The sequence below is a fragment of the Streptomyces sp. NPDC002467 genome, assembly GCF_042889825.1.
In the GTDB taxonomy this organism is placed as follows: Bacteria; Actinomycetota; Actinomycetes; order Streptomycetales; family Streptomycetaceae; genus Streptomyces.
On sequence record NZ_JBIARJ010000016.1, the window covers coordinates 200477 to 224667 of the forward strand.

General features: G+C 73.7%; 23 protein-coding genes and 1 pseudogene. 18 read left to right on the forward strand and 6 right to left on the reverse strand.

Translation table 11 applies throughout. The features are described from left to right. Window positions 1-72 precede the first annotated feature (72 nt). Window positions 73-1062, forward strand: a complete 990-nt coding sequence (locus ACFYYJ_RS29740; RefSeq protein WP_389137044.1) for an Acg family FMN-binding oxidoreductase — start codon at window positions 73-75, stop codon at window positions 1060-1062. Between the two features lie 70 nt (window positions 1063-1132). On the opposite strand, the gene ACFYYJ_RS29745 is transcribed toward ACFYYJ_RS29740, so the two are convergent. The 3 genes from ACFYYJ_RS29745 to ACFYYJ_RS29755 all read right to left on the reverse strand — a co-directional run bounded on the left by ACFYYJ_RS29745 (window position 1133) and on the right by ACFYYJ_RS29755 (window position 4623). Further along, window positions 1133-1594, reverse strand: coding sequence for a hypothetical protein (locus tag ACFYYJ_RS29745; RefSeq protein ID WP_385122759.1), 462 nt, complete (start codon window positions 1592-1594; stop codon window positions 1133-1135). A 106-nt stretch (window positions 1595-1700) separates the two neighbouring features. Continuing rightward, window positions 1701-1898: a hypothetical protein gene (locus tag ACFYYJ_RS29750; RefSeq protein WP_385122756.1), complete on the reverse strand. Its 198-nt coding sequence runs from the start codon at window positions 1896-1898 to the stop codon at window positions 1701-1703. Window positions 1899-2007: 109 nt separating this feature from the next. Next, entirely contained in the window at window positions 2008-4623 is a 2616-nt protein-coding gene (locus ACFYYJ_RS29755; RefSeq protein ID WP_389137048.1) for a LuxR C-terminal-related transcriptional regulator, read from the reverse strand. Window positions 4624-4894: 271 nt separating this feature from the next. Here ACFYYJ_RS29755 and ACFYYJ_RS29760 point away from each other — a divergent pair, with 271 nt between their 5' ends. The 12 genes and pseudogenes from ACFYYJ_RS29760 (at window position 4895) to ACFYYJ_RS29815 (ending at window position 13044) form a co-directional block, all read left to right on the forward strand. Further along, window positions 4895-5311 carry an SHOCT domain-containing protein gene (locus tag ACFYYJ_RS29760; RefSeq protein WP_385122751.1) on the forward strand — a complete coding sequence of 139 codons (417 nt, stop codon included), beginning with the start codon at window positions 4895-4897 and terminating at the stop codon, window positions 5309-5311. A gap of 60 nt (window positions 5312-5371) precedes the next feature. Continuing rightward, complete coding sequence (locus ACFYYJ_RS29765; RefSeq protein WP_389137052.1) at window positions 5372-5791, forward strand: DUF6325 family protein; 420 nt, start codon at window positions 5372-5374, stop codon at window positions 5789-5791. Window positions 5792-5816: 25 nt separating this feature from the next. Then, entirely contained in the window at window positions 5817-6119 is a 303-nt protein-coding gene (locus tag ACFYYJ_RS29770) for an SHOCT domain-containing protein (protein ID WP_389137055.1), read from the forward strand. A 32-nt stretch (window positions 6120-6151) separates the two neighbouring features. After that, window positions 6152-6253: pseudogene (locus ACFYYJ_RS29775) on the forward strand (metallophosphoesterase); the annotation flags it as partial. Then, window positions 6249-6602 (forward strand): hypothetical protein, encoded by a 354-nt coding sequence (locus tag ACFYYJ_RS29780; protein ID WP_389137058.1) that lies wholly within the window; start codon window positions 6249-6251, stop codon window positions 6600-6602. The pseudogene ACFYYJ_RS29775 and the gene ACFYYJ_RS29780, both read left to right, overlap by 5 nt. Further along, a complete protein-coding gene (locus ACFYYJ_RS29785; protein ID WP_385122727.1) occupies window positions 6599-6970 on the forward strand; it encodes a low affinity iron permease family protein in 372 nt (123 codons plus the stop codon). Before ACFYYJ_RS29780 ends, ACFYYJ_RS29785 begins: the two co-directional genes overlap by 4 nt. Window positions 6971-7154: 184 nt before the next feature. Then, window positions 7155-7346: a hypothetical protein gene (locus ACFYYJ_RS29790; protein ID WP_389137060.1), complete on the forward strand. Its 192-nt coding sequence runs from the start codon at window positions 7155-7157 to the stop codon at window positions 7344-7346. Between the two features lie 171 nt (window positions 7347-7517). After that, on the forward strand, window positions 7518-8060 hold the full coding sequence (locus ACFYYJ_RS29795) for a DoxX family protein (protein ID WP_385364878.1): 543 nt from the start codon (window positions 7518-7520) through the stop codon (window positions 8058-8060). A gap of 558 nt (window positions 8061-8618) precedes the next feature. Then, window positions 8619-9059, forward strand: a complete 441-nt coding sequence (locus ACFYYJ_RS29800; protein WP_385364877.1) for a VOC family protein — start codon at window positions 8619-8621, stop codon at window positions 9057-9059. Between the two features lie 379 nt (window positions 9060-9438). Further along, window positions 9439-11493, forward strand: a complete 2055-nt coding sequence (gene fusA, locus ACFYYJ_RS29805; RefSeq protein WP_385364875.1) for an elongation factor G — start codon at window positions 9439-9441, stop codon at window positions 11491-11493. Between the two features lie 118 nt (window positions 11494-11611). After that, window positions 11612-12154: an FABP family protein gene (locus ACFYYJ_RS29810; protein ID WP_385123122.1), complete on the forward strand. Its 543-nt coding sequence runs from the start codon at window positions 11612-11614 to the stop codon at window positions 12152-12154. Window positions 12155-12219: 65 nt separating this feature from the next. Next, on the forward strand, window positions 12220-13044 hold the full coding sequence (locus tag ACFYYJ_RS29815) for a polysaccharide deacetylase family protein (protein WP_385364873.1): 825 nt from the start codon (window positions 12220-12222) through the stop codon (window positions 13042-13044). Here ACFYYJ_RS29815 and ACFYYJ_RS29820 read toward each other — a convergent pair. Further along, the gene (locus ACFYYJ_RS29820; RefSeq protein WP_389137064.1) at window positions 13022-14053 is read right to left on the reverse strand and encodes a questin oxidase family protein; all 1032 of its coding nucleotides are present in this window, start codon (window positions 14051-14053) and stop codon (window positions 13022-13024) included. The two genes, ACFYYJ_RS29815 and ACFYYJ_RS29820, sit on opposite strands and share 23 nt — an antisense overlap. An 81-nt stretch (window positions 14054-14134) precedes the next feature. Between ACFYYJ_RS29820 and ACFYYJ_RS29825 the strand changes: the two genes are divergently transcribed. Then, the gene (locus tag ACFYYJ_RS29825; RefSeq protein WP_389137065.1) at window positions 14135-17641 is read left to right on the forward strand and encodes an NACHT and WD repeat domain-containing protein; all 3507 of its coding nucleotides are present in this window, start codon (window positions 14135-14137) and stop codon (window positions 17639-17641) included. Window positions 17642-17946: 305 nt separating this feature from the next. Further along, window positions 17947-19203, forward strand: a complete 1257-nt coding sequence (locus tag ACFYYJ_RS29830; RefSeq protein WP_389137067.1) for an alpha/beta hydrolase family protein — start codon at window positions 17947-17949, stop codon at window positions 19201-19203. Between the two features lie 38 nt (window positions 19204-19241). On the opposite strand, the gene ACFYYJ_RS29835 is transcribed toward ACFYYJ_RS29830, so the two are convergent. After that, complete coding sequence (locus tag ACFYYJ_RS29835) at window positions 19242-19385, reverse strand: hypothetical protein (protein ID WP_389137069.1); 144 nt, start codon at window positions 19383-19385, stop codon at window positions 19242-19244. 19 nt (window positions 19386-19404) lie between these two features. On the opposite strand from ACFYYJ_RS29835, the gene ACFYYJ_RS29840 reads away from it, so the two are divergent. Continuing rightward, window positions 19405-19542 carry a hypothetical protein gene (locus tag ACFYYJ_RS29840; protein WP_389137071.1) on the forward strand — a complete coding sequence of 46 codons (138 nt, stop codon included), beginning with the start codon at window positions 19405-19407 and terminating at the stop codon, window positions 19540-19542. A 35-nt stretch (window positions 19543-19577) separates the two neighbouring features. On the opposite strand, the gene ACFYYJ_RS29845 is transcribed toward ACFYYJ_RS29840, so the two are convergent. After that, window positions 19578-20486, reverse strand: a complete 909-nt coding sequence (locus ACFYYJ_RS29845; RefSeq protein WP_389137073.1) for an MBL fold metallo-hydrolase — start codon at window positions 20484-20486, stop codon at window positions 19578-19580. Window positions 20487-20582: 96 nt separating this feature from the next. On the opposite strand from ACFYYJ_RS29845, the gene ACFYYJ_RS29850 reads away from it, so the two are divergent. Both ACFYYJ_RS29850 and ACFYYJ_RS29855 read left to right on the forward strand, forming a co-directional pair. Then, complete coding sequence (locus ACFYYJ_RS29850; protein WP_385364862.1) at window positions 20583-21497, forward strand: AraC family transcriptional regulator; 915 nt, start codon at window positions 20583-20585, stop codon at window positions 21495-21497. Window positions 21498-21886: 389 nt separating this feature from the next. Continuing rightward, window positions 21887-23908 carry an RICIN domain-containing protein gene (locus ACFYYJ_RS29855; RefSeq protein WP_389137076.1) on the forward strand — a complete coding sequence of 674 codons (2022 nt, stop codon included), beginning with the start codon at window positions 21887-21889 and terminating at the stop codon, window positions 23906-23908. Window positions 23909-24191 lie beyond the last annotated feature (283 nt).

Sequence of the window (24191 nt, forward strand, 5' to 3'; positions counted from 1 at the left end):
GCCTGAGACAATTGGCACGAGAAGTGGTGAAGTCGCCGAGGGCATCGCGCACGCAGGTGAAAGGTGAATCCCATGACCGCTCCGCTCCTGGACGCCCCGGCCGCCGTCGCCCTCGTCGAGGACGCGATCACGGCGCCGTCCATGCACAACGCCCAGCCCTGGAGGTTCGTCTTCCGGCCGGACACCGGCGTCATCGAGCTGTACGGGGATCCGGAACGGACCATGCCGCAGGCCGACCCGGACCACAGGGCCCTCCACCTGAGCTGCGCCGCCGCACTGTTCAACCTGCGCGTGTCCGCCGTCCACGCGGGCTGGGGCCCCGTGGTGGAGCTGCTGCCGGACAGCGGGGATCCGTGGTTCCTCGCCTCCGTGGCCCTGCGGTCGCCGACGTCCGCGGACGCCGACCTCGCCCCGCTGCACCCCGCTCTGCGGCGTCGGCACACCAGCCGCTTCCCCTTCACCGAGGAGGACGTCGCGGAGCCGCTGCTCGACGCCCTGCGGGGCGCCGCGCTCCTGGAGGGGTGCCGCCTGGCCGTGCCGGACGCCTGGCACACCGAGACGCTGCTGGGCCTGGTCCACGATGCCGAGCACCGCGAGGACACGGATCCCGCGCTGAGCGCGGAGACCACGGCGTGGACGCGTACGGGTGCGCCGGGCGACGAGGCCCGGCCGGACGGGATCCCGGCCGAGGCGTTCGGTCCCGTGCGGTCCGGGCCGGGAGCCGGCGTCCGCGACTTCGGCCGCTCGCGCCCCCTGCCCCACCGGGGGTGGGCGGTCTTCGAGCGCCGGCCGCACATCGCGCTGCTGGGCACGGCGGGCGACACGCCCGCGGACTGGCTGCTGGCGGGTCAGGCGATGCAGCGGGTGCTGCTCCAGGCCACCTCGGACGGTCTGGTCACCTCCATGACCTCGCAGCCGTTGGAGTGGCCCGAACTCCGTCCGACGGTGCGCGACCCGCTGGCGGGGATGAGCCACGTCCAGATGGTGATCCGGCTCGGTTACGGCCCGGAGGGCCCGGTGACGCCGCGGCGCGCGGTCGCCGACGTACTCGACACGCGCTGAGCACCGGGACGCGACGCTTCGGCGGTCCGACCCCTGTGGGCCGGACCGCCGACGCGCCGCGGACGGATCGTCACTCGGTCTCGTGCGTCCAGCTCGTGCACAGGGCCCAGATGATGAACACGTCGATCGCGATGAGGATGATCGACCACCAGGGCTGGTACGGGAGCCACATGAAGTTGGCGATGACGCTCAGGCCCGCGAGGCCGATGCCCGCGCCGCGGGCGACGTTCGATCCCGCGAACAGGCCCAGTCCGGTGAGGACGAGGAGGATTCCGATGATCAGGTGGATCCATCCCCATGCCGTCAGGTCGAATTCGAAGACGTAGTTGCCGATGCGCGCGTACACGTCGTCATTGGCGATGGCCCCGATGCCTTGCAGGATCCCGAGGCAGCCGGTCACCAGGAGGAGGACCGCGGCGAATACCGTGCCTCCCCTCCCGGCGCCGTCGCCCGGATCTCCGCTGTACAGCGGCGTGCTGCCCGGCGCAGGGCCGGTGTTCCAGTTCCCCCCGGTCGGAGTCGGCTGACCCATGGAACTCACCTCACAGTTGGCGGTAGTGCGCCGGACCGTTCTTCTGCTGTCAACGGTCGCCCGACGGACCGCTCCGGGTGATCACCCGAAGCGGGTGGTCTTCGGCTCAGACGGGCAGCTGGCGCATTTCGAGCACCCGCAGACCCAGTGACCGGAAGCGGGTGAGGAGCCCGTACAGGTGGGCCTCGTCCGAGACGGTGCCGAGGAACAGCGTCTGTTCCCGGACGGGGATCCTGTCGAGCTCGGGGAAGTTCGCGGCGAGTGTCTCCGGCACCACGCCCGAGATGCGGAATTCGTAGCGCATGGGGCACACCCACTTCTCTCGAACGGCTGACACCCGGCTCCAGCGGCCTCACCTGCCATCCTGTGCCTGCGCGGAGCGGCCCGGCATCCCCCGGTGCGGGCGAGAAGCCTCAGAGCAGGCCGAGGTCCTGGGCGCGGTGGACGGCCTCGCTGCGGCGGGTGACGGAGAGCTTGCGGTAGACGCTCTTGAGGTGGGTCTTGACGGTGTTGGCCGACACGAACAGCTCGGCCGCGATCTCCGCCGTCGACAGCATCCGGGCGGCCTGCCGCAGCACCTCGGTCTCCCGCGGGCTCAGCGGCTCCAGCAGGAGCGGCTGTCCTGCGGCCGGGGACGCGCCCGCGGGCGCCGGGCTCCGCGAGAGCAGCCAGCCGTGGACCCGTGCCGGCTCCGGGTCCTGGCGCAGGGCGCGGCGCACCCAGGGGCCGCTCTCGGCGAAGATCCGACGCAGTTCCTCGGGCCGGGCGAGCCCCAGCGCCTCGGCCAGCCGCCGTCGCGCCTCCTGGTCCACCCCGTCCGCGGCGGCGGCCTCCGCGCGGAGCAGGCAGGCCCGGGCCCGTACCGGGGCGCTGAGGCCGTCGTCCGCCGGGAGCTCCGCCAGCGCCTCCGCGGCCTGGTCGGCCCGTCCGGCCGCGAGCAGCGCCCGGGCGCGGGCCACCGCGTGTTCGGGCCGGCCGGCGGCCGCGGCGTCGACGCCGTCCAGGGCGGCGAGTGCGGCGGCGGCGTCGCCGTGGGCCAGGTGGACGGCCGACTCGGCCGCGGCCAGCTCCGCGAGCGCCCACACCTGCGGTCGCGGCGGGGCCCCGGCCGTGCCCGCCGCGTGCAGGACCCCGATGGCGGCGCGCCCGTCGCCCTCGGAGGCCGCGAGCCGGGCCCCGATGACGGCGGCCTCGACCGCGGCCACGCGCTCCGGCCTGGGGCCGGCCGCGGCCGTCGCCAGGTCCAGGTGGTCGCGGGCGGCCGCCAGGTCGTCGTGCTCGGTGGCGACGCCCGCCAGGACGAGGTGGGCGACGCCGGTCCGCCGCTCGGGCGGCAGCGCGGACTGCTCGGCGACGGCGAGCGCGGCGTGCGCGTGCTCGGCCGCCTGCCGCAGCCGGCCGCCCCTCAGCTCGGCCAGGGCCAGCGAACCGAGCGCGTCGCAGAGCGGGTACTCCGTCCCCGGTGCCCCGCAGGCATCGACGGCCGCGGTGAGGACGGTCTCGGCGCGGTCGAGGCGCCCCGCCCCGAGCTCGGCCGCGCCCAGGCCCGCCAGCATCAGGGCGCGGATCTCGGGGCGCTCGGCGAGCAGTGGCCCGGGCAGCTCGCCGAGCAGCCGGTCGGCGTCGGCCGCCGCCCGTTCGGTGGCCGCCACGTCGTCGGCGAGCCGTCCCGCGAGCACCCCGACGAAGGCCCGGGTGAGCCTGGCCTCCGGGCCCGACTCGTCGGTGAGGTAGTCGTCAGCGCGCCGCAGCCCCGCCTCGCACCCGGAGAGGTCCTGGTCGGGGAGGCGGCAGGCCGCCGCGACCAGTGCGGGCGCCGCGCCCGGCGTACCGGCCGGCATCTCGGCGAAGGCCCGGCCCAGCTGGTCGGCCTCCAGACCGGTGAAGAGCCGTCCGATCGCCAGGTTGTCGACGAGCTGCCCCGACGCGAACTGCCAGTCCCCGCAGGCCGCGGCCTGGGCCACGGCCTCCGGGAGGCGCCCGGTCCGGGCGAACCAGCGCGCCGCCCGCCCGCGCAGCCGGGGTTCGAGGCCCGGCCGGCGTTCCCTCAGGTGAGCGCGGAGGACCTCGGCGAACAGGGGGTGCAGCCGGTACCAGGCGGAGGTCTCGGTCTGTTGCAGGAAGGCGTTGTCGCGGGCCAGTCCGGCGAGGGTCCGGGCGGCGTCGTCCCGGCCGGTCAGCGTGTCCGCGAGGTCGGGGTGGATGCGGTCCGTGACGCAGGCGCGCAGCAACAGGTCCTGTGCGGGCCCCGGCTGGGCGTCGAGCACCTCGCGCAGGAGGTAGTCGGCGATGGTGGTGCGGTCCGCGGCGAACTGGCGCAGGAACGCCTCGGGGTCGGCGCTGTTCTGCATCGCGAGCGCGCACAGGCGCACTCCCGCCGCCCAGCCCTCGGTCCGTTCCATCAGCAGCCCGATCCCGGCGTCCGAGACCGCCAGCCCGTGTTCGCGCAGCAGGGCCTCGGCGTCCTCGTCGGTGAACCTGAGGTCCTCGTACCGTATCTCCGCTATCTCGCCCGCCGCGCGGTAGCGGTGCAGGGGCAGCAGGGGGTCGGTCCGGCTGGTGAGGACGATGCGCAGGCCTTCGGCGGCGTGCCGCAGTACGAAGTCCAGGCCCTCGGTGACGTCGGGTGCCTCGGCCGTGTCGAACTGGTCGAGGACGAGGACGGCGGGCCGGTCGGACCCGGCCAGCGCCTCCGCCAGGCGTACCAGGAACGAGCGGGTGACCCCCTCGGCGCGGGTGGGCCGGCCGACTTCGGCGGGCAGCACGGCCCCGCTGTGGTCGAGGGCCTCCAGGACGTACGCCCAGAAGGCGCCGGGAGCGTCGCCCGGCTCCACGGTCAGCCATGCGGTGGGGCCGGGGGCCGTGCCCTCGGCGACCCAGTGTGCGGCGAGGACGGTCTTGCCGGAGCCGGCCGGGCCGTTGACGAGGGTGAGGGGCCCCTCCACCCCGGCCGTCAGGCGCTTGAGCAGTCCGCTCCGGTGGACGAGGTGCTTCGGCACGGCCGGCACGGTGAACCTGACCGTGAGCATGGGGTCACCGGTCGTCGCCGGGATCCCTGGAACCGGAGGTACGGCCTGTGATCGTCCCACGCCCTCCACTGAAGCCGGGATCGGTGGTGATCACCAGTCGGGTCACCTGGCTGGGGTGATGCGAGGCCCGCGGCGCCCTCGGCAGCGGTGTCCCGGCCCCGCCCGCCGGACGCCCCGGGCTTCACCCCCGTGGGGTGAGGCGGCGGCCCCGCCCGGCGCCACATTCTTGGAGCAGCCCCGGTGCGGGCACCACGATCGACGGGAGAACCGCATGAACGGCGCGACGCTGTACCTGGCCTACGACTATCCGGTGCTGGGCGTGTTCTGGAGCACCCTGATCATCTTCATCTGGATCCTGTGGTTCATGCTGCTCTTCCGGATCATCGGGGACATCTTCCGCGACGATGACCTGGGCGGCTGGGGCAAGACCGGATGGACCGTGTTCGTCGTCTTCCTGCCCTTCCTCGGCGTGTTCGTCTACCTGATCGCCCGCGGGCGCGGCATGGGCATGCGCGAGATGCAACGGGCCCAGCAGCACGAAGCGGCCTTCCGCTCCTACGTGCGCGAGAGCGCCGGGACCCCGACCAGCCATGCCGAGGAGCTGTCCAAGCTCGCCGACCTCAAGAACCGCGGCGACATCACCGCCGCCGAGTACGAGCAGGCCAAGGCGAAGGTCCTCGCGAGCTGAGGGCCGTCTCCGGGGACGCACGGAGCAGTACGCTCGATCACGTGAGGAAGGACATCGGACATGGAAGTGGGACCTGTCGAGTACGTGGTCATCGCCTTCCCGGGCAACCGGTTCAGCGGTGAGATCGTCCCGGAGCTGAAGGCGCTCGTGGCGAGCGGCACGGTACGGATCCTCGACCTCACCTTCGTCAAGAAGGACGCGGACGGAGCGGTCACCTACGTCGAACTCGACGCGCTGGAGCCCGACGAAGCCGTGGTGTTCGAAGACGTCGAAGGCGAGATCGGCGGCCTGTTCAGCCACGAGGACCTCGAACTGATCGCCGAGGACCTCGTACCGAACTCCGCGGCGGCGTTGCTGGTCTGGGAGAACACCTGGGCGGCCGGCATCACGAGTGCCATTCGCAGGGCCGGCGGTGAACTCGTGGCACACGAGCGCATCCCGGCGGCCGTGGTCGAGCAGGCGTACGAGAACGCCGCTTGAGGGACATGAGAGAAGGGTGAGGACCATGCTAGGACGTCGCCTCGCGCGAGGAGGACGACCGGGGATCGTCGGTGTCGCCGCGCGCACCGCCGTGGTCGCGGGCACCGCGACGGCCGTGTCCGGCCGAGTCGCCCGGCACCAGGCCGAGAAGGCCGCCGCGCAGCAGGTCGTCGAGCAGCCCGAGTACGCACCCGCGCCGGCCGCGGCAGCGGGCGGGATGACCGACGAGACGCTCGACGCGCTGGAACGCCTGGGCAAGCTGCACGAGCAGGGCGTGCTCACGGACACGGAGTTCGCCGTCCAGAAGGACCGCCTCCTGCGGGGCTGACCCACCTCGGCCGCACCGGCCACGGTCGGTGGCCGGTGTCGTCGTCCCGCATGAACGGCCCGCTGGAGATCTGTCCCTTCCTCGGCAGCTACCTGCTGGCGGAGGCCGTGGACGAAGCCGGCGCCGGACATGCATGAGGACGAAGAACGGCGCACGGAGGAACAGGGCCTGACCACCGAGCAGTTCGCCCGGTCCGGAGACGACGGGGAGCGCCCGCTGCACCCGGGTGAGGCGACCGCCGACGACACCCGCGAGGCGGACCGCGGCGAACTGCGGCAGGAGGCCGACCTCACGGACGCGGAGGAGTCCGCGTACGGGGAAGCGGGCTCTTCGGCCGGCTGCTGCGGACCTGACGCCGCGGAAAGGACGCCCCCGCCGGGCCCGGGGGCGTCCTCATGTGCGCTGCGTGGCCGTCGACCGCGGTACGTGTCCCCGCCCGGAATGTGGTTCGGCGGCCCTCATGGGGGCAGGCGCCGGGCATGACGTTCACGCACCCGGCGAAGAAGGGCCGCCCGGGGCGGCTCGGCCGCTTCGAGAGGCTGGCCGAACTCGCCTCGAACTTCACGAGTTCCGCCCTCTTCTCGTGCCTGTGCCTCCTGCTGGTGGCGGGGTTCGCCACCGTGCACCTGTTCCACCTGCCGATGGAATGGCAGCACCTCGCCGGTGACGCCATGGGCGCGGTGTCCCTGCTGCTGCTGGCCCTGCTGAAGAACTCCGAGCGCCGGGCCGAGCATGCGATCCAGCGCAAGCTGGACGCGATCGCCCACGCCCTGTTGGAGCAGCGGGAAGGCGCCTGGAGCTCGGCCCACCGTGAGTTGGAGGACGCCATCGGGATCGACGAACAGGAATAGGAACGGGAACAGGAGGCGAGAGTCGCATGGAACGGACGACAGAGCCCGGACCCGGTTCCGCGCGATCCCGGCACCCCGGACCCCGACGAGCCCCCGCCCGGGCCCGCGCACCCACCCGCCGAACCGTCTCCCAGCGAGCGTCCGGCCGTCCCGGAGCCGCCTGATTGACCGTATGGAGCACCCCATGAGCGAGCAGGACGCGAGGAGAGGCGAAGTGGCCCGCCGGGCAGCGGCCGCGGACGCGGCGGGCCGTCCGGAACCCACCGGCGCGGATGACGCCGGAGCCGGGGGCCACACGGCCAAGCGGCAGCGGACCGGCACAGGAAGGGAGGAGCAGGTCCGCCCGCATCCGGAGCGCGCGGCCGATGAGCGCTGAGGCCGCGGCCCTTCGCCGCGGCCCTTCGCTGCCGTCCGTTCGTGCCGCCCGTTGGTGCCGCTCTGCGCCCTGCGCCATTCGGCGGGGGTGCGGTGTGGCGGTGGGTGGGGTGCGGGAACAGATCCCGCCGTTCCGCCACTCGCCCATGCACGCCCGTCGAAAGGTCGCCCCATGCACTTCGCGCTTCGTAAGGACCTCGGGCTGCTCGGCCTGCGCCTCGCGGCGGGCGGCGTTCTGATCGCGCACGGTACACAGAAGCTCTTCGGCTGGTTCGGCGGGGGCGGCATCGACGGTACGGCCCGGGCGATGGAGCACATGGGCTTCACTCCGGGCAGGGAGAGCGCCATCGCGGCCGGGCTCGGCGAGGCGGGCGGGGGTGCGCTGCTGGTGCTGGGGCTGGCCACCCCCGCGGCCGGGGCCGCGGCGGCGGGCGCCATGGCCGGGGCCGTCTCCGTCCACGCCCCCGCCGGCTTCTTCGCGCAGGGTGGTGGTTTCGAGTACCCGGCCTTCCTCGGCTCCGTCGCCGCCTGCCTCGGCGTCACCGGCCCGGGGCGCATCTCGCTCGACCACGTCAGCGGGCACAGACTCGACCGTCCGGCATTCATCGCGGTGGCGTTCGCCCTCAGCGCGGCCGCCGCGACGGTCGTGGTCAAGCGCCGCATCGCCGCGATGGAAGCCACGGCCGAAGCGGAGGGCACCGACGGGGGATCCTGATCCGGGCGCGCGGCCCGTGGCCCGTGGCCCCGGCGGGGGCCCGCGCCCGGGTGTCATAGCCCGGGCGACGACCCGTGGCAGGCTCGGCCCACAACCCATTGGCGTGGTGGCCCGCGGCCGGGTTTCTCGGGGCTCCGCCCCAGACCCCGCTCCTCAAACGCCGGAGGGGCTGGAATCGCCCGGGGTTCGGGGCCGGCCCCGGCGGTGGCCCGTGCCCGGGGTAGCGGCTCGTAGCCCCGGCGGTGGCCCTGCCCAGGGCAGTGGCCCAGAGCGCGTACGCGGCCGGGCGGGCGGGACAGTAGCCCGTAGCCGGGCGGCGGCCCCACGGCCGCGGCGGCGGCCCACGGCTCGGGCGGAGACCCACGGCCGGGCGCGGCCCATAGACCAACCGTGCCCCGTAGCCCGGGCGGCGACCCGTAGCCCGGGCCGAACCGTGGCCGGGGCGCGGCTCCTTCGCTCGCGCCCCGTACTCCGGGTCTGCCCTCGTCGGGTCCGCTCACACCCTTCGCGGCGCCCGACTTCCCGGCCCGGCCCGTGTCCGGCGGATACGGTGAGGGGATGGAACAGCGGATCAGCCTCGTGACCCTGGGCATCACCGACCTCGCCCGTGCCAAGGCGTTCTACGCGGCGCTCGGATGGCGCGGCACCGAGGTCGAGGAGACGGTCTTCCACCAGGCGGGCGGTCTGGCCCTGGTCCTGTGGGACCGGCGGAAACTGGCCGCGGACTGCGGGCTGCCGGAATCCCCCGCGCCCACCGGGTTCGGTGGCATCGCCCTCGCGCACAACGTACGCACGGACGCCGAGGTCGACGCCCTCCTCGACGCCGCCGCGAAGGCCGGCGGCACCGTCACCCGCCCCGCCGCCGTCAACGCCATCGGCTTCTACTCGGGCGTCTTCACCGACCCCGACGGCCACGCCTGGGAGGTCGCCCACAACCCCGGCTTCACCCTGGCCGAGGACGGTTCCCTGGTCCTGCCCGATTTCACGGCGGACGCCTGACCCCCCACCAAAATGACGTGCCCCGCGGCGAGTTCGCTCACTACACTCGCCTCACGCGCTGCCGACAGGGCATCGCGCGCCTCATGCCGAGTGAAGAGAAGGGGGAGCCGAGCCATGTGCGTTCACCGCACCGCCGCTTTCGCTCCCCGGTCCCGGTACGACGTGATCCCGGTGTCTCGGAGCGTGCGGTGCCGGCCGCGCGGCCGTCACCGTATGCCCGTGACGCACAGCTGAGTTCCCCTCGGCTCGTACCAGCTCATCCGAGTTCGTTCGCCCCGCCCGTGATCCGTACGGCCCTTCCGGCCGCGCGGACGGGTGTCCGCGTCCGCGTCCGGGAATCGCGCTGCCCTCTTCCTCGTCATCCGAAAGGCCTCGGGCCATGCGCAGCACCCACCTCACCACCGTCCGCAATCTGGGCATCCTCGCCCACGTCGACGCCGGCAAGACCACGATCACCGAACGCGTCCTGTACGCGACCGGCGCCGTCCACAAACGCGGCGAGGTCCACGACGGCACGACCGTCACCGACTTCGACGCCCAGGAACGCGACCGCGGCATCACCATCTTCGCCGCGGCCGTCAGTTGCTCCTGGGGCGGTCATCGCGTCAACCTCATCGACACCCCGGGGCACGTCGACTTCGCCGACGAGGTCGAGCGTTCCCTGCGCGTGCTGGACGGGGCGGTCGCGGTGTTCGACGCCGTCGCCGGCGTGGAGCCGCAGAGCGAGTCGGTGTGGCGCCAGGCCGACCGGTACGGAGTGCCGCGGATCGCGTTCGTGAACAAGCTGGACCGGGCGGGCGCCGACCTCGACACGGCCGTCGCCTCCATCCGGGAGCGGCTCGGCACCGTACCCCTGGTGGTCCAGCTGCCCGTGGGCAGCGAGGACGCCTTCACCGGTGTCGTCGACCTGCTCGCCATGCGCGCGCTGACCTGGAGCTCCGGCTCCGACGCGTACGAGGCCGGTCCCGTCCCGGAGCCGCTGCGGGAGGAGGCCCTGAGGCGTCGCCGGCTGCTGGAGGAATCGGTGGCCGAGCTGCACCCCCGGGCCCTGGAGGAGTTCTGCGCGACGTCGGCGCTGACGGAGCGGACCCTGGTCAGCGCCCTGCGGGAGCTGACGCTGAGCGGGGAGGCCGTGGTGGTGCTGTGCGGGTCGGCCTACCGCAACCGCGGGATCGAGCCGCTGCTGGACGCCGTGGTGGCGTACCTTCCCTCGCCGGCGGACATGCCGCCGGTACGGGGGACGGTCGCGGGCGGCGCGGAGCAGGAGCGCGCCCCCGACCCCGCGGAGCCGTTCGCGGCCCTCGCCTTCAAGGTGACGGCCACGGCCACGGGCCGGCTCACCTACGTACGGGTCTACGCGGGCACGTTGCGCAAGGGCGAGTCCGTACTGGATCCGGCGACGGGCCGCACCGAGCGGGTCGGCCGGATCCTGCGGGTGCAGGCCGACCGGCACGAGGAACGGGAGGAGGCGCGTGCGGGTGACATCGTCGCGGTGATCGGGCTGAAGGCGGCCCGGGCGGGCACGACGCTGTGCGCGCCGGGGGCGCCGCTGGTCCTGGAACCGCCGTCGGTGGCGGACCCGGTGGTGTCGGTGGCGGTCGAGGCCCGGCGCAGCACCGACACGGGGCGGCTGGCCTCGGCGCTGGCGCGGCTGGTCGAGGAGGATCCCTCGCTGGTGGTGCGGTCGGACCCGGAAACGGGTCAGACGGTGCTGTCGGGGATGGGTGAACTCCATCTGGAGGTGGCGGTGGAGAAGGTCCGCCGCGCCCACCGGGTGGAGATCGAGGTCGGCCGTCCGCAGGTCTCCTACCGGGAGACCGTCGTGCGCGGAGTGACGGGCCTGGTCCACCGTCACGTCAAGCAGGAAGGCGGGGCCGGGCAGTTCGCGCACGTCGTCCTCGACGTCGAGCCGTTGGAGGAGGCCGTGTTCGAGTTCCGGTCGACGGTCGTCGGCGGGCGGGTGCCGCAGGAGTACGCGCGTGCCGTGGAGGCCGGTTGTCGCGACGCCCTCCTCGCGGGACCGCTCGGCGGCCACCCGGTGACGGGCCTGCGGGTCACGCTCACCGACGGGGCGACCCACTCCAAGGACTCCTCGGAGCCGGCGTTCCGCGCGGCGGGCCGGTTCGGCCTGCGCGAGGCGCTGCGCGCGAGCGCGATGGAGCTGCTGGAGCCGGTCGCGGAGGTGACGGTGACCGTCCCCGAGGAGTCCGTGGGCGGCGTCCTCGGCGACCTCGCGGCCCGCCGGGGCCGGGTCTCGGCGTCCACCGCCGTGTCCGGGGCCGCCGTGGTCACCGCGGTCGTGCCGCTGGCCGAGCTGTTCGGCTACGCGTCCCGGCTGCGCGGCCGGACCCAGGGCCGGGGCACGTTCACGACCCGGCCGGCGGGTCTGGCGCCGGTTCCGTCCTCGGTCGCGGGAACGGTGCCGACCCGGTAGCCGACGGCACCACGCCCGGTACGACCCGCCCGTCCCGCTCCCCGGGACGGGCGGGTCCCGTCGGGGCCCGGGCATTAGGCTGCGGAGCCCGGGATCTTCGTACACAGGCAAGGTGAACATGTTCGAGTCGGCGCAGGACAATCCGTACCCCGACACCCACGTCCTCGGCGAGGGGCCCGAGCCGCACCCGCTGCTGACGCCCGTGCTGCCCCTGATCGGGCGCTGGCACGGCCGCGGGGAGGGTCAGTACCCGACCCTGGAGAAGGACTTCCGGTACGAGCAGGAGATCACCTTCAGCCACGACGGCCGGCCTTTCCTGCGCTACGAGGCGCGGGCGTGGCTGATCGACGGGGACGGGGCGCCCGTGCGCCCGGCGGGTCGCGAGGCGGGTTGGTGGCGGGTGACGCCCGACGCGGGCCTGGAGGTCGTGCTCGCCCACCCGACCGGCATCGTCGAGACGTACGTCGGGCGGGTGTCCGGCACGGAGATCGAGATCGAGACGAAGGACGTGGCGCTGACCCCGCTGGCCAAGGAGGTCACCGGCACGCGGCGCCACTACGCCCTGCACGAGGGCGGGATGACGGTCACCCACGACATGGCGGCGGTGGGGCAGCCCTTGCAGCACCACCTCACCACCCGGCTGCGCCGGATGCACGGCTGAGATCACCCGGGTGCCCGGCCGGGGCTGCCGGGCACCACGCCCCGCCTCTTCCATAGTCGTCTTCCATGGTCGCCGCAGACCGTACGGAGGGTGACGTGACGATGGTGGATCCGGGACGACGGGCCGCGCTGGCGGCACTTTCGCTGGCCGCGGGCGCGGGACTGGCGCCGTGTACGGCCGCGTCCGCGTCGGGGCGGACGGTGCGGCGCTCCGGCTGGGCGCCGCCCGGCCCGCGTCCGCCGGCGGAGCTGTTGGGCAGTGAGATCCGGCGCATCCCCACGTCCCGCAAGGTGGTGGCGCTCACCTTCAACGCCGCCTGGGACGAGAGCGGGATCGACGCGGTCCTCGGCGAGTTGCGCCGCCGGAAGCTTCCCGCGACGTTCTTCCCGACGGGGCGGTTCGCCGAGGAGCACCCCGCCGCGGTCCGTGCGATGGGCGCCGCGCACGGCCTGGGCAACCATTCGCACAGCCACCCCTACTTCGACGACCTGAGCACCGCGGAGCGGGCGGACGAGGTGCGCCGCGCCGACGCGGCGATCCGCGCGGCCTCCGGGGCGGAGCCGCTACCGTTCTTCCGGTTCCCGTACAGCGCCACCTCGGAGGAGTCCGTCGCGGACGTCAACGACCTGGGTTACGCGGCGATCGAGTTCACCACCGACACCAACGGCTACCTCGGGCCGGCGGGCGGCATGAGCGTGGACGAGGCCGTCGAGCGGGCCGTCGACGCGCTCGCCCCCGGCGCGATCATCCAGATGCACGTGGGCAGTACCGGCGACGGGGTCGTCCTCGACGCGCAGGCCCTCCCCCGGATCGTAGACGCCGTCCAGGAGGAGGGTTACGAGGTGATCGACCTGCGCGGGCTGCTGCTCAACCCTGCAGCGGGTCGCTGAGTTCGGCGCAGCGGAGGGCGGCGGCGAGTGCCTGCTCGTCGCCGACGTCTAGCGCCGTGTCGGTCATCTTGATCACGTGCTCGTCGCCGTGGGCGAGGGCGCGCTCCATGACCTCCTCCCCCGTGAGCCGCACGCGCGGGCCCGTGCACGCGACCGGTTCCGCCGGGGCGTACATCGCCGTCACCGCGGCGGAGGCCGTCCACGCGGCGTGCAGGCTCGGCACCCACAGCTCGCGCGGAAGTGCGGGAAGGGTCCGCAGCACCGCGTTGGGGGCCGTCGCCGCGTGGACCATCATCGTCGCGTTGCCGTGGCCGTGCGTGGCGTAGCGGTGCGTCGCGGCGCGCACCAGCTCGGTGAGCCGCAGCCGCGCCTCGTCGGGGTCGGTCGTGCCGTCCTGCCAGGCCGGCAGCCGGTCGACGCGGGCCAGCCGGGTGGGGAAGCCGCCGCCGGCACCGGCGATGGGCGGTACGGAGTCGAGGGCGGCCAGGGCGCCGACCCCGGGCGCGGCGGCGAGCGGTGTGATGCCGGTGATCGGCTGGTGGCGGGCGGCCCAGTAGCCGAGTCCGTGGGCGAGTTCGGTGAGCCGGGGCGGGTTCTCGCCGTTCAGGGTGAGCGCGCGGACGGCGTGGCCGACCCGGATGACGGGGTGGGTGGAGCCGCCGTACATGCCGGGCAGGAGTCGCGGCCACCAGGTGGCCAGCAGCTCCCGCCAGGGCCGGTCGGCGATCTCCCGGGTGAAGTACGCGATCCAGTCGGCGGCCCGGCGCGGGTCCCCGAGCGCCTCGGGCCAGTCGGCCCCGGTGACGGGGGCGAAGGGGGCCGGGAACTCCTCCAGGTGTGAGGAGTAGAGGTCGAGCCAGCGGTGCACGTCGGCCGACCGGCCGTGCGAGGCGAGGGACTCGACCACCATGGGGGCGTGGTTGGTGAGGCGCCCGAGGCGCTCCGGACCCGATGTGTGCAGTCGCTCCAGGGCTTCGTCGAGGACGCCGCTCGCGTTGTCGATGTTCATACGGGCACGCTATGCGCGGCGGGGCGTCCGCGCACCGGACCGTGGAGCCCAACTTCCGTGCCGCCCGGTTAGGTTGTCGGGGTGGACCGACGGCCTGTCAAACTCATACTCGATGTCCTGCTCGTCCTGGTCGGGGCGCTGTTGGCCATCACGACGAACTACGCGACCAGCGAGGAGGGCGAAATCCCGCTGCCGCTCCGGCTCTTGCGCACCTGGTCGGTGCCGCTGCTCGGCTTCGGGGTGCTGGCGCTGGTCGCCGGCCAGGTCTGGCTGCACCATCTCGACCGGCCCGCGGCCGTCCGGCGGACGTGGACTTCCGGGCAGCCGCCCTATCCCGGCCTCGAAGCCTTCACCGAGGCCGACGCGGCCGTCTTCTTCGGCCGCGACCGCGAAGTCTCCGAGCTCGTGGGCCGGTTGCACCCGGCGGTGCCCGGGCGGGCGGCGCGGTGCGTCACCGTCGTCGGGCCTTCGGGCAGCGGCAAGTCCTCCCTCGTACGGGCCGGACTGCTGCCCGCGCTGGCCCGGCGGCGCAGGCGCTGGGCGGTGGCCGAACCGTTCTCGCCCGGTACGGACCCGGTGGGCGCGCTGCGCCTCGGACTGGAGCGGCTGCCGGGCGACCGGCCCGCACTGTTGGTCGTCGACCAGCTGGAGGAGCTGCTCACCCTGTCCGGCCCGGAGGAGCGCGCAGCCTTCCTCGACGTGCTGCGCACGGCCCTGCGCGATGAGCCGCAGCTGTGGGTGGTGGCCACCCTGCGCTCGGACTTCCTCACCGGCGTCCTGGAGGGCGGGCTCGCCGAGCTGGTCCGGGACACCATGGCGATCGGGGCGCTCGGCCGGGAGGAGCTGTACGAGGTCATCGAGCGGCCCGCCGAACAGGCCGGCCTGTCCTTCGCCCCGGGTGTCGCGGCCCGTATGGTCGACGACTGCGGGGGCGGCGACGCCCTGCCGCTGTTGGCCTACACCCTTCAGGAGTTGTACCTGCGCGCGGGCGGCTCCGGGGGGACGGTGACCCACGAGACCTACCGCGCCCTGGGCGGGGTTCCGGGGGCCCTGTCCGAGCGGGCGGACCGGATCACGGCCGAGCTGGGCGCGGGGGCGCCGGTCCTGGAGACGCTGCTGCGTTTCGTCACGGTCGACCGGGACGAGCCCACCCGGCGGCGGGTGCCGCGCGCCGAACTGGGGCCGGCGCAGCGGGAGGTCGCCGACGCCTTCGTGGCGGGGCGGCTGCTGACGGGCGACCGCGGGACGCTGGACGTGGCGCACGAGGCGCTGTTCCGGCGGTGGCCGCCGCTGGGCCAGGCGGTCGCCGCCCGCGCCGACGAGTTGCGCCGGCGTACGGAACTGGAGCGCTGGGCCCAGGACTGGGAGCACGCCGGCCGGCCGGACGCGTACCTGCTGGCCGGGGAGCGGCTCACCCTGGCACGGCGGTGGATGGAGGGGTCCGCCCCGGCGCTGGGCTCGGCGCCGCTGGTCGCGGAGTTCGTGGACCGCTCCGCGCGGGCGGACCGGGCGACGATGGCGCGCGCGGCGGACGCCGTGGCCGTGCGGCTGCTCGAAAGCGCGGACCGCAGGCCGGAGCAGGCCATGGCGGCCGGGGTCGCCGCGGCACGGGAGTACGGGCTCACGCCGGCGTTGACCCAGGCGCTGCGCACCGCGGTGGGTTCCTCCCGGCTCCGCGGGGTCCACCGGGGTTTCCGCGCCTCGGTGACGGACGCGGCCTGGTCACCCGACGGCCGGTGGCTGGCGGCCTCTTCGGGGGACGGGGGCCTGCGCGTGTGGTCCGTGGCGGACGCGGAGGCCGACATCGCGGCGGACCCGGCGGTTCACCTGACGGGGCGCGACTGGCTCCGCTCCGTGGTCTGGTCGCCCGACGGGACCCGGATCGCCTGCGGCGCCCGCGAGGGGACGGTGCGCATCTGGTCCACCGCCACCTGGACGTCGCTCGCCTCGCTGCGGCACGGGCACGGCGACCGTACGGAGGGGGTGACCGGCATCGCCTGGGCGCCCGACGGCGGCCGCCTCGTGTCCGTCGGCAGCGACCGGGTCCTGCGCGTCTGGGACACCGACCCGGCCGGCGCGTACGCCGAGGTGGCGGCCCTCCAGGGGCACGTACGCCCGGTGTGGGCCGTGGACTGGTCCCCCGACGGCCGGTGGATCGCCAGCGCGGGCGAGGGAACCGTCGTACGGATCTGGGCGGCGGACACCGGGGAGACGGTGCGCGAACTGCGGGACCACCAGGACACGGTGGAGGCCGTGTGCTGGTCCCCGGACGGGAGCGGACTCGCCTCCTCGTCCAAGGACCGTACGGTGCGGATCTGGTCCACCGACACCTGGACGGTGCGGCAGCGGCTCGACAGCATGGACGGCCTCAACTGCCTGGCCTGGTCCCCGGACGGGCGGCGGCTGGCCGCCGGGGACCAGGACCGCGGGGTGCGGGTCTGGCAGCTGCCCGAAGCGCCGCTGGCGCCCGCGGCGGAGGCCTCGCTCTGGCTGAGCGGCCACACCGACACCGTGTACGCCGTCTCCTGGTCCCCGGACGGGTCACGGCTGGCCAGTGCCTCCCGCGACTGCGTCCTCGCCGTGTGGGACGCCGGCGAGCGGACCACCGGCCTGCGCGGCCACGAGGATTCGGTGTGGCACGCCGCGTTTTCCCCCGACGGGCGGCGGCTGGCCAGTGCCTCTCAGGACGGCACCGTACGACTGTGGGAGCCGCGCTCCGGCCGGCAGACGGACCTGCTGCGCCCCGGGGCCGAGGTGTCGGACGTCGCCTGGTCCCCCGACGGCGCCCGGGTGGCGGCGGCCCTGCGCGACGGCCGGGCCCTGCTGTGGGTGCCCGGAGCGGGCGGTTCCCGTACGGAACTGCTCGGGCACCGGGACGAGCTGTCCGACATCGCGTGGTCGCCGGACGGCACCCGGGTGGCGACGGCCTCCCGGGACGGCACCGTACGGATCTGGGACGCGGTCACGGGCGCCGCGCTGCACGTCCTGGAGTCCGGGTCGCGGGTGCGCGGCCACGACGACTGGCTCACCGGGGCGGCCTGGTCGCCGGACGGCCGGCTGCTCGCCACCTCCGGCGCCGGGTGGACCGTCGTCGTGTGGGACACGGAGACGGGCCGGGCGCGGACCGTGCTGACGGGCCACGCCGACCACGCCTGGAAGGTCGACTGGTCGCCGGACGGCACCCGGCTGGTCACCGGTTCCCGCGACCGCACGCTGCGGCTCTGGGATCCCGCCGTCGGCAGCGAACTCGCCGTCCTGACCGGCCACGAGGACCGGGTGCAGGGCGTGGCCTGGTCGCCTGACGGCACCCGGATCGCCTCCGCGTCCCGGGACCGCACGATCCGCCTCTGGGACCCGGACACGGCGACGCAGCTCGCCGTCGTCGGGATCGGCGGCGACTGGGTCAACAGCCTGGACTGGCATCCGGACGGCTCCCGCCTGGTGACCGCCTCGCGGGACCGCACGATGCGGATCTGGGACGTGTCCGAGACCGACCCGGACGCCCTGTTGCGCCGTACCCGCTCGCGCATCCTGCACCGGCTGTCGGCCGAGGAACGGCGCGCGTTCCTGCTCCCGGACGAGGGGTGAGCCGGACGGGCCCGGCGGCGCGCCAGTGCAGTGCCGCGTTGGTCCTTCGGGGGTTCATGCGGATTTGAGTGGGCTGCCGTCGTAGGTCCAGCGGTAGGGCTTGGCGTCGTGTTCGTCGTAGGCCAGGACGTAGGTGGCTCTAGACGATGTCAGCGAAGGGAACCCCGCGCCGCGTCGGCGTCCACCGCTGGGCGCCCGTGGCCGCGTAGCGAGGAGAGCACATCAGCGGGGTGGGGTTTACCCCCCTTCCGGCCGGCGGGTTCACACTACCGACCCGGCGCCGCCTGGTGCGACATCGTGGGGCCATGACCGATCGACACTCGAGCGCCGCCGGCCGCCCCTGCTCGGCCGGCAGGATGAAACGCAATCGCCGTATCAGCGCTGTCGCGGTGCTGGCGCTCGCCGCCCTCGTCACCGGAACCGGCGCCGGGTTCGGCGCCACGACCACACCGTCGGCCACACCGGTGGCCACGCACGCGTTCGACACCGCACCGGCCACGGCCACCGCGCCACCGCGGTCCTTCCAAGGCACGCTCCCTGCGCCGACCGGCCCCTACGCCGCCGGCGAGGACGTCATCCACCTCACCGACGCGAGCCGTCCCGACCCGTGGGTGCCGTCATCCGGCCCCCGCCAACTGACCGTCACGATGGTCTACCCGGCCGTCCCCGGGACCGGGACTCCGGCCCCCTATATGACCCTCGCCGAGGCAGCCGGAATCATCCGGCAAGCGAAGTTGCCGGCGAGCTCCGGCGTCACCCCGCAGAACCTTTCCAACGTCACCACTCACGCCTTCGACGGCGCGCGGCCGCAACGCGGCAAGCATCCGCTGGTGGTCCTCTCACCCGCGTACGAGGACCCGCGCATGGTGCTCACCTCGCTCGCGACCGACCTGGCCAGTCACGGCTACGTCGTCGCGCTCGTCGGCCACACCTACGAGGACAGCGGGGAGACGCTGGCGAACGGCCAGACGCCGCCGTGCGCGATCTGCGATGACCCGGCGCTCGACTTCGACTCCGTCGCCGCCGGCCGCGCGCTGGACGTGTCCTTCGTGATCGACCAGTTGACGCATGGCAATACGGCGTGGCGCCTGGCACACCTCATCGACAAGCACGTGATCGGCATGGCCGGACACTCCCTCGGCGGAGCGGCGGCCGCCGCCACGATGATCGCCGACCCGCGCGTACGGGCCGGAGTGAACATGGACGGCGCCTTCCACCCGGCCCCGATGCCCGGCCAGATCAACCGGCCGTTCCTCATGCTGGGTGCGGCCGACAACCACCCGGTCGGCGGCCACGACACCACGTGGGGGCAGACCTGGGCCGCCCTCGGCGGCTACAAGAAGTGGCTGACGGTCGCCGGCGCCGACCACTTCAGCTTCAGCGACCTGGACCTGCTTCTGGAGGAGGCCGGGTTCCCGACGCCGCCCCTCTCCCCGGAACGCGGGGTGGTGATCACCCGCGAGTACGTGACAGCGTTCTTCGACCAGACGCTGAAGGGGATCCACGGTCCGCTGCTGGACGGCCCCTCGCCGAACAATCCGGAAGTCCTCTTCCAGTACTAGGACGTACCAGGGCACCGCCGCGTTGATCCTTCGGGGGTTCATGCGGCTTTGAGTGGGCTGCCGTCGTAGGTCCAGCGGTAGGGCTTGGCGTCGTGTTCGTCGTAGGCCAGGACGAAGGTGTCGATGGCCGCGGCCAGTTCGTCGCGGGAGGCGAAATGGCCGCGGCATGGCAGACCTCGCAAGGACACCGGCCACCCCGAGATGCGGGGCTTCGCTCTGTTCACCTACGGCAACGAACGCCACAAGGACGACATCCTGCCCACGGGCCTGTCCTTCGGAAGCCCCGAAGGCGCCCTCGACTGCGCCGTCGGCCTCTACCTCGGCGACCCCGCCGGCTGATCGGCAACCCCCCGAAGGATCAACGCGGCGCCGCACTAGGCGGCCCACCGGGCGAGGGCGAAGCCGTCGCCGCTGCCGTCGCGGCGCACTTCCACGGCTCCCGACCCGCCGAAGTGGGCGGGGACGACCAGCTCCCGTTCGTCGGCGGCGCGTTGGAGGACCCGGCGGCGGCTGGCCTCGGCCTGGCTCGCGTCCATGCAGAAGCAGCTGTTGCAGGCCGGCCCCAGGATCTGCACCGGGCTGTGCAGGAGGTCCCCGACGAAGACGGCCCGGTCGGCGCCCGAGGCGAGCCGCAGTACGGCGGAGCCGGGCGTGTGGCCGGGTGCGGATTCCAAGGTGAGGTTCTCGTCGATGCGGTGGGCGCCGTCCCACAGCAGGGACTGCCCGGCCCGGTGGACGGGCTCGATGCTGTCCTCGTAGATGAGCCGGTCGTCCTCCCGCAGGCCCTTCGCGTAGGCGTTGCCGGGGCCGAAGTGGAAGTCGTCGGCCGCCGGGATGAGGTACTGGGCATTGGGGAAGGCCGGCGCCCACTCCCCCGGTACGCCCACCGTGTTCCAGCCGACGTGATCGCCGTGGACGTGGGTGTTGACGACGACGTCCACGTCCTCGGGGCGGACGCCGGCCCGGGCCAGCTGTCCGAGGAAGTCCCCCTGCCACTGGTGGAACTGCGGGGAGCCGGGCCGTTCCCGCCCGTTGCCCACGCCGGTGTCGACCAGGACCGTCCGCCCGGCGCTGCGCAGCACCCAGGTCTGCAGTGCCATCACCGCCCTGTCGGATTCCGGATCCCAGTGGTCCGGGGCCAGTTCGCGCTCGTTGTCCTTCCACACCTCGGCCGCGGCGTCCGGTACGAGGTCCCGGGCCGGGACGAAGGGTCCCTGCCACTCGACCACCCGGATGACCTCGACGTCTCCCAGCATCATGCGCTGTGCGCTCTCTTCGCTCATGTCCCCGACCTTAGGAAGCGGGGGGTGAGTCTCTCAATGCCCGTCTGGCTCTTCCCGATACGCGTGCGTCTCACTGCCGTTCCGTACCCTGGTGCGATGGATGTGGTGAGCGACGCGATCTCGACGGTGCGCACGGGGCAGGCCTCCTCCAACCGGGTGCGGGTGGGCGGCAGTTGGTGCGCACGGCTGGCTCCGTACGACGGTGCCGGATTCCACGTGGTCTTGGAGGGGAGCTGCTGGCTGCTGCCCGACGGCGGTCCCCCGGTCGCGCTCGGCGCGGGGGACGCCGTGCTGCTGCCGCACGGGACGGGGCACGTGATCGCCGACTCCCCCGCCGATGCCGCGACGGTGGCGCGGGCGGTGCCCTTCGAGCGGTGGTCGGGCGGGAGGGAACCGGGCGCGCCGCGGGGCGCCGGCGTCGGGGAGGTCGAGCTGCTGTGCGGCAAGTACCGGCTCGACCACAGTCGTGTACATCCGCTCCTGGCGGAGCTGCCGCCGGTCGTGCACCTGCCGAACCGGGTCGGCGTCCGGCCCGAACTGCGGGCCGCCATCGACCTGCTGGGCCGGGAGCTGGACGGGCGGCAGCCGGGAGCCTGCCTGGCGGTCCCCGGCCTGCTCGACCTGCTCCTCGTGTACATGATCCGTTCGTGGGTGACCGAGGACACCGCCGGGGCGTGGCCGGCCGTGCTGGGCGACCCGGTGACGGCAGCCGCCCTGCGGGCCCTGCACTCGGAGCCGTCCGCGCCGTGGAGCAACGACCGGCTCGCCGCCGAGGCGGGAGTCTCCCGCGCCACCCTGGCCCGCCGGTTCACGAGGCTGGTCGGCCGGCCCCCGATGGCGTACCTCGCCTGGTGGCGCCTGACCCTCGCCGCCGCCATGCTCCGCGACACCCCGGACCCCTTGGCCGCCATCGCCCGTCGGGTCGGCTACGGCACTCCGTACGCCCTGTCGCACGCCTTCAGCAGGGAGTTCGGCACGACCCCGGGACGCTACCGGGCGGGCGCCGGCTGACGGGGACCCTCGAAGCGGCGACCGGACTGCACGGTTCCTCACGGGTCGTAACCGAGGAAATTCGACAGGTAGTAATTGGATGAATCCCTGACTGAATTCCCGTCAACAAGCAAAGTCGCCATATCTCGATTCGGTAACGAATCCCCCGGGAAGGCCTGGACCAATGAAGTGCGACGCGCGTAACTGCCCTTGTTTTACAGCGAATTGATTGTTCGTCAAATTTGAGGTTCAGGTAACAGAAGGATTTCTTGAGCCGCCCTCACCTTTGTCCGAATTCTCCGGCGCATTCGTCTGGCAGGCTTCCGCGCACCCAGTCATCCGACCAACGACTTGAGGTGCCCATGACAGGACGACGCAGACGAAGCGAACACCGCCGCAAACCGCGGCGGTTGATACTCCTCACCGCCGCCATGGCCTCGGCGGCGGTGATCACCGCAGGAATCGCCTACTCCGGCATCGGCGACGGAGCCGAGGCCGGGGAGGCCTCGGGGGCCGCGGCCGAGACGGCCGTGATGGCCGCCGAGCCCGCCCGGGACCAGGAGCCGGCCCCGCTGTCGGGCGCTCCGGCCAACGAGAACGCCCGCGGCATGGTGTACGACGGCCTCCAGGCCGCCCCCAAGGGCGACCGGTGCGTGGGTGTGTACCGCACCCAGGGCGGCCTGTGCACCCACGGCCCCGACGCCCCGCCCAAGGGCGTCGACATCACGAAGGACATCGCGCCCGCCGTCAAGGAGACGGCCGCCGCCGCCGATCCGGCCCACCCCGCCGTGGACGACCCCTCCACCACGGAAGGCGGCGGGCGTCCTCAGGACGCGCCCGCGGCCGCCGACGCGGGCTCCGCCAAGACCAAGGCCGACGCGCCCGCCGCCACTTCGGGCGCCGGCCAGACCGTGGCCGCCGGGCCCGCCGGGCAGACCGTCCAGTGCGACGGCGACGGCAGCACCGGCAACCGCGTCCAGGTCGTGTACGTGCACGGTCCCGGCCGCGACCGGTACGCCCAGTACGCCGCCTCGTTCCGCAAGTGGGCGGCCGACGCCGACCTCATCTACGCGAACAGCGCCCAGGAGACCGGCGGAGTACGCCACATCCGCTACGTGACGGCCGCCGACTGCACGCCGACCGTGCTGAACATCGAGCTCCCGGACTCGGCGCTGTCCGAGTTCAGCGCGACGAACAACGCGCTCGCCGGCAAGGGCCTCGATCGCCGCGACCGCAAGTACATGATCTTCGCGGACACCCAGGTCTACTGCGGCATCGGCACCTTCAACGGCGACGAGCGGCCCGGCCAGAACAACCAGAGCAACTTCGGCCCGTCCTACGGGCGCACCGACTCCGGTTGCTGGGGCGGTCACACCGCCGCGCACGAACTCGGCCACAACCTGGGCGCGGTCAACAACAGCGCCCCGAACACCAGCCGCGGCGCGCACTGCACCGACGAGTACGACGTCATGTGCTACTCGGACACCCCGTACTACCCGCAGATGCGCAACGTCTGCACGAACCAGGCGTCGGAGAACATCCTCGACTGCAACCACGACGACTACTTCCACACCAGCCCGAAGGCCGGCAGCTACCTGGCCACGCACTGGAACATCGCCGACAACCAGTTCCTGATGCGCGCGGGCGGCGGAGGTGGCGGCGGCACCGACCCCACTCCCACGCCGACCCCGACCAAGAAGCCCACGGCGAGCCCGACGAAGCCGCCCACCGGCGGTCCGACGGTGACGGCGGGCCAGATCCGGTCCGACTCCGTCGTGGTCAGCTGGCCGAAGGTCGATGGCGCCTCCTGGTACCAGGTCCTGCTGAACGGCAAGCACCTGACGTGGGTGCAGTCGCAGTCCCTGCGCATCTACAACCTGCGCCCCGACACCTCCTACAAGGTCGCCGTCTCCGTCCGTGACGCGTCGGGCCGCGACAGCGGGCCGGGCAAGACCGTGTCCTTCCGTACGGCGTCGGGCACGGGCGGCGGTGGCGGTTCGACCACCGCCCCCGGCACCAAGTACACGCTCGGCAACGGCAGCACGGGCATGGCCGCGGAGCTGTGGGGCGGCCGCACCGCCGACGGCACGGTCCTCGTCGGCGGCCGCGCCAACGGCTACGCGCAGCAGCAGTGGTACTTCGAGGACGCGGGCAACGGACAGGTCCGCATCAAGTCCGCGGTCTCCGGCAAGTGCCTCCAGCCGGGCGGCGCCCCCGCCGCGGGCATGTGGATCGCACAGCAGCCGTGCGGCCAGAACACCGCGCAGAACTGGAAGGTCTCGTCGAAGGCGGGAGCGGTGACGGTCACGGACCCGAGCGGCGGCTTCGCCCTCACCGTGAGCAGCCGCCCCTACTACGGGAACTGGCTGCTCGACCTCCAGCGCGCGGACGGCCGCGCGACGCAGGTCTGGACCCTGCAGAAGGCCGGCTGACGGCCTGACGGGCCGATGCCGTGATTCCACCCGGCGGACGGCCGCCCCCCCGGGCGGGCCGCCCCCCGCCCCCACCTTAACGCCGCGATAGCCGCAGTGTCCCACCCCCAAAACATTACACGCCCCACACGCCGCCCCCCCCCCGCCCCCGGGCCCCCCCCCCCCCCCCGCCCCCGCCGCCCCCCCCCCCCCCCCCGCCCCCACGACCCGCGTCCGCCGTGCCGGAGTGGGCGCCGCTCCCGGTGGCCGCGAAGAGGCAGCCGGCGGCTGCCACCACCACCCC

Coding starts and splice junctions, on each gene's coding strand:
- ACFYYJ_RS29820 (WP_389137064.1), bottom strand. CDS start 14,053: ATGAACATCGACAACGCGAGCGGCGTCCTCGACGAAGCCCTGGAGCGA.
- ACFYYJ_RS29850 (WP_385364862.1), top strand. CDS start 20,583: ATGGATGTGGTGAGCGACGCGATCTCGACGGTGCGCACGGGGCAGGCC.
- ACFYYJ_RS29830 (WP_389137067.1), top strand. CDS start 17,947: ATGACCGATCGACACTCGAGCGCCGCCGGCCGCCCCTGCTCGGCCGGC.
- fusA (WP_385364875.1), top strand. CDS start 9,439: ATGCGCAGCACCCACCTCACCACCGTCCGCAATCTGGGCATCCTCGCC.
- ACFYYJ_RS29840 (WP_389137071.1), top strand. CDS start 19,405: ATGCGGGGCTTCGCTCTGTTCACCTACGGCAACGAACGCCACAAGGAC.
- ACFYYJ_RS29740 (WP_389137044.1), top strand. CDS start 73: ATGACCGCTCCGCTCCTGGACGCCCCGGCCGCCGTCGCCCTCGTCGAG.
- ACFYYJ_RS29790 (WP_389137060.1), top strand. CDS start 7,155: ATGAGCGAGCAGGACGCGAGGAGAGGCGAAGTGGCCCGCCGGGCAGCG.
- ACFYYJ_RS29755 (WP_389137048.1), bottom strand. CDS start 4,623: ATGCTCACGGTCAGGTTCACCGTGCCGGCCGTGCCGAAGCACCTCGTC.
- ACFYYJ_RS29785 (WP_385122727.1), top strand. CDS start 6,599: ATGACGTTCACGCACCCGGCGAAGAAGGGCCGCCCGGGGCGGCTCGGC.
- ACFYYJ_RS29800 (WP_385364877.1), top strand. CDS start 8,619: ATGGAACAGCGGATCAGCCTCGTGACCCTGGGCATCACCGACCTCGCC.
- ACFYYJ_RS29810 (WP_385123122.1), top strand. CDS start 11,612: ATGTTCGAGTCGGCGCAGGACAATCCGTACCCCGACACCCACGTCCTC.
- ACFYYJ_RS29760 (WP_385122751.1), top strand. CDS start 4,895: ATGAACGGCGCGACGCTGTACCTGGCCTACGACTATCCGGTGCTGGGC.
- ACFYYJ_RS29765 (WP_389137052.1), top strand. CDS start 5,372: ATGGAAGTGGGACCTGTCGAGTACGTGGTCATCGCCTTCCCGGGCAAC.
- ACFYYJ_RS29795 (WP_385364878.1), top strand. CDS start 7,518: ATGCACTTCGCGCTTCGTAAGGACCTCGGGCTGCTCGGCCTGCGCCTC.
- ACFYYJ_RS29845 (WP_389137073.1), bottom strand. CDS start 20,486: ATGAGCGAAGAGAGCGCACAGCGCATGATGCTGGGAGACGTCGAGGTC.
- ACFYYJ_RS29780 (WP_389137058.1), top strand. CDS start 6,249: ATGCATGAGGACGAAGAACGGCGCACGGAGGAACAGGGCCTGACCACC.
- ACFYYJ_RS29815 (WP_385364873.1), top strand. CDS start 12,220: ATGGTCGCCGCAGACCGTACGGAGGGTGACGTGACGATGGTGGATCCG.
- ACFYYJ_RS29770 (WP_389137055.1), top strand. CDS start 5,817: ATGCTAGGACGTCGCCTCGCGCGAGGAGGACGACCGGGGATCGTCGGT.
- ACFYYJ_RS29750 (WP_385122756.1), bottom strand. CDS start 1,898: ATGCGCTACGAATTCCGCATCTCGGGCGTGGTGCCGGAGACACTCGCC.
- ACFYYJ_RS29745 (WP_385122759.1), bottom strand. CDS start 1,594: ATGGGTCAGCCGACTCCGACCGGGGGGAACTGGAACACCGGCCCTGCG.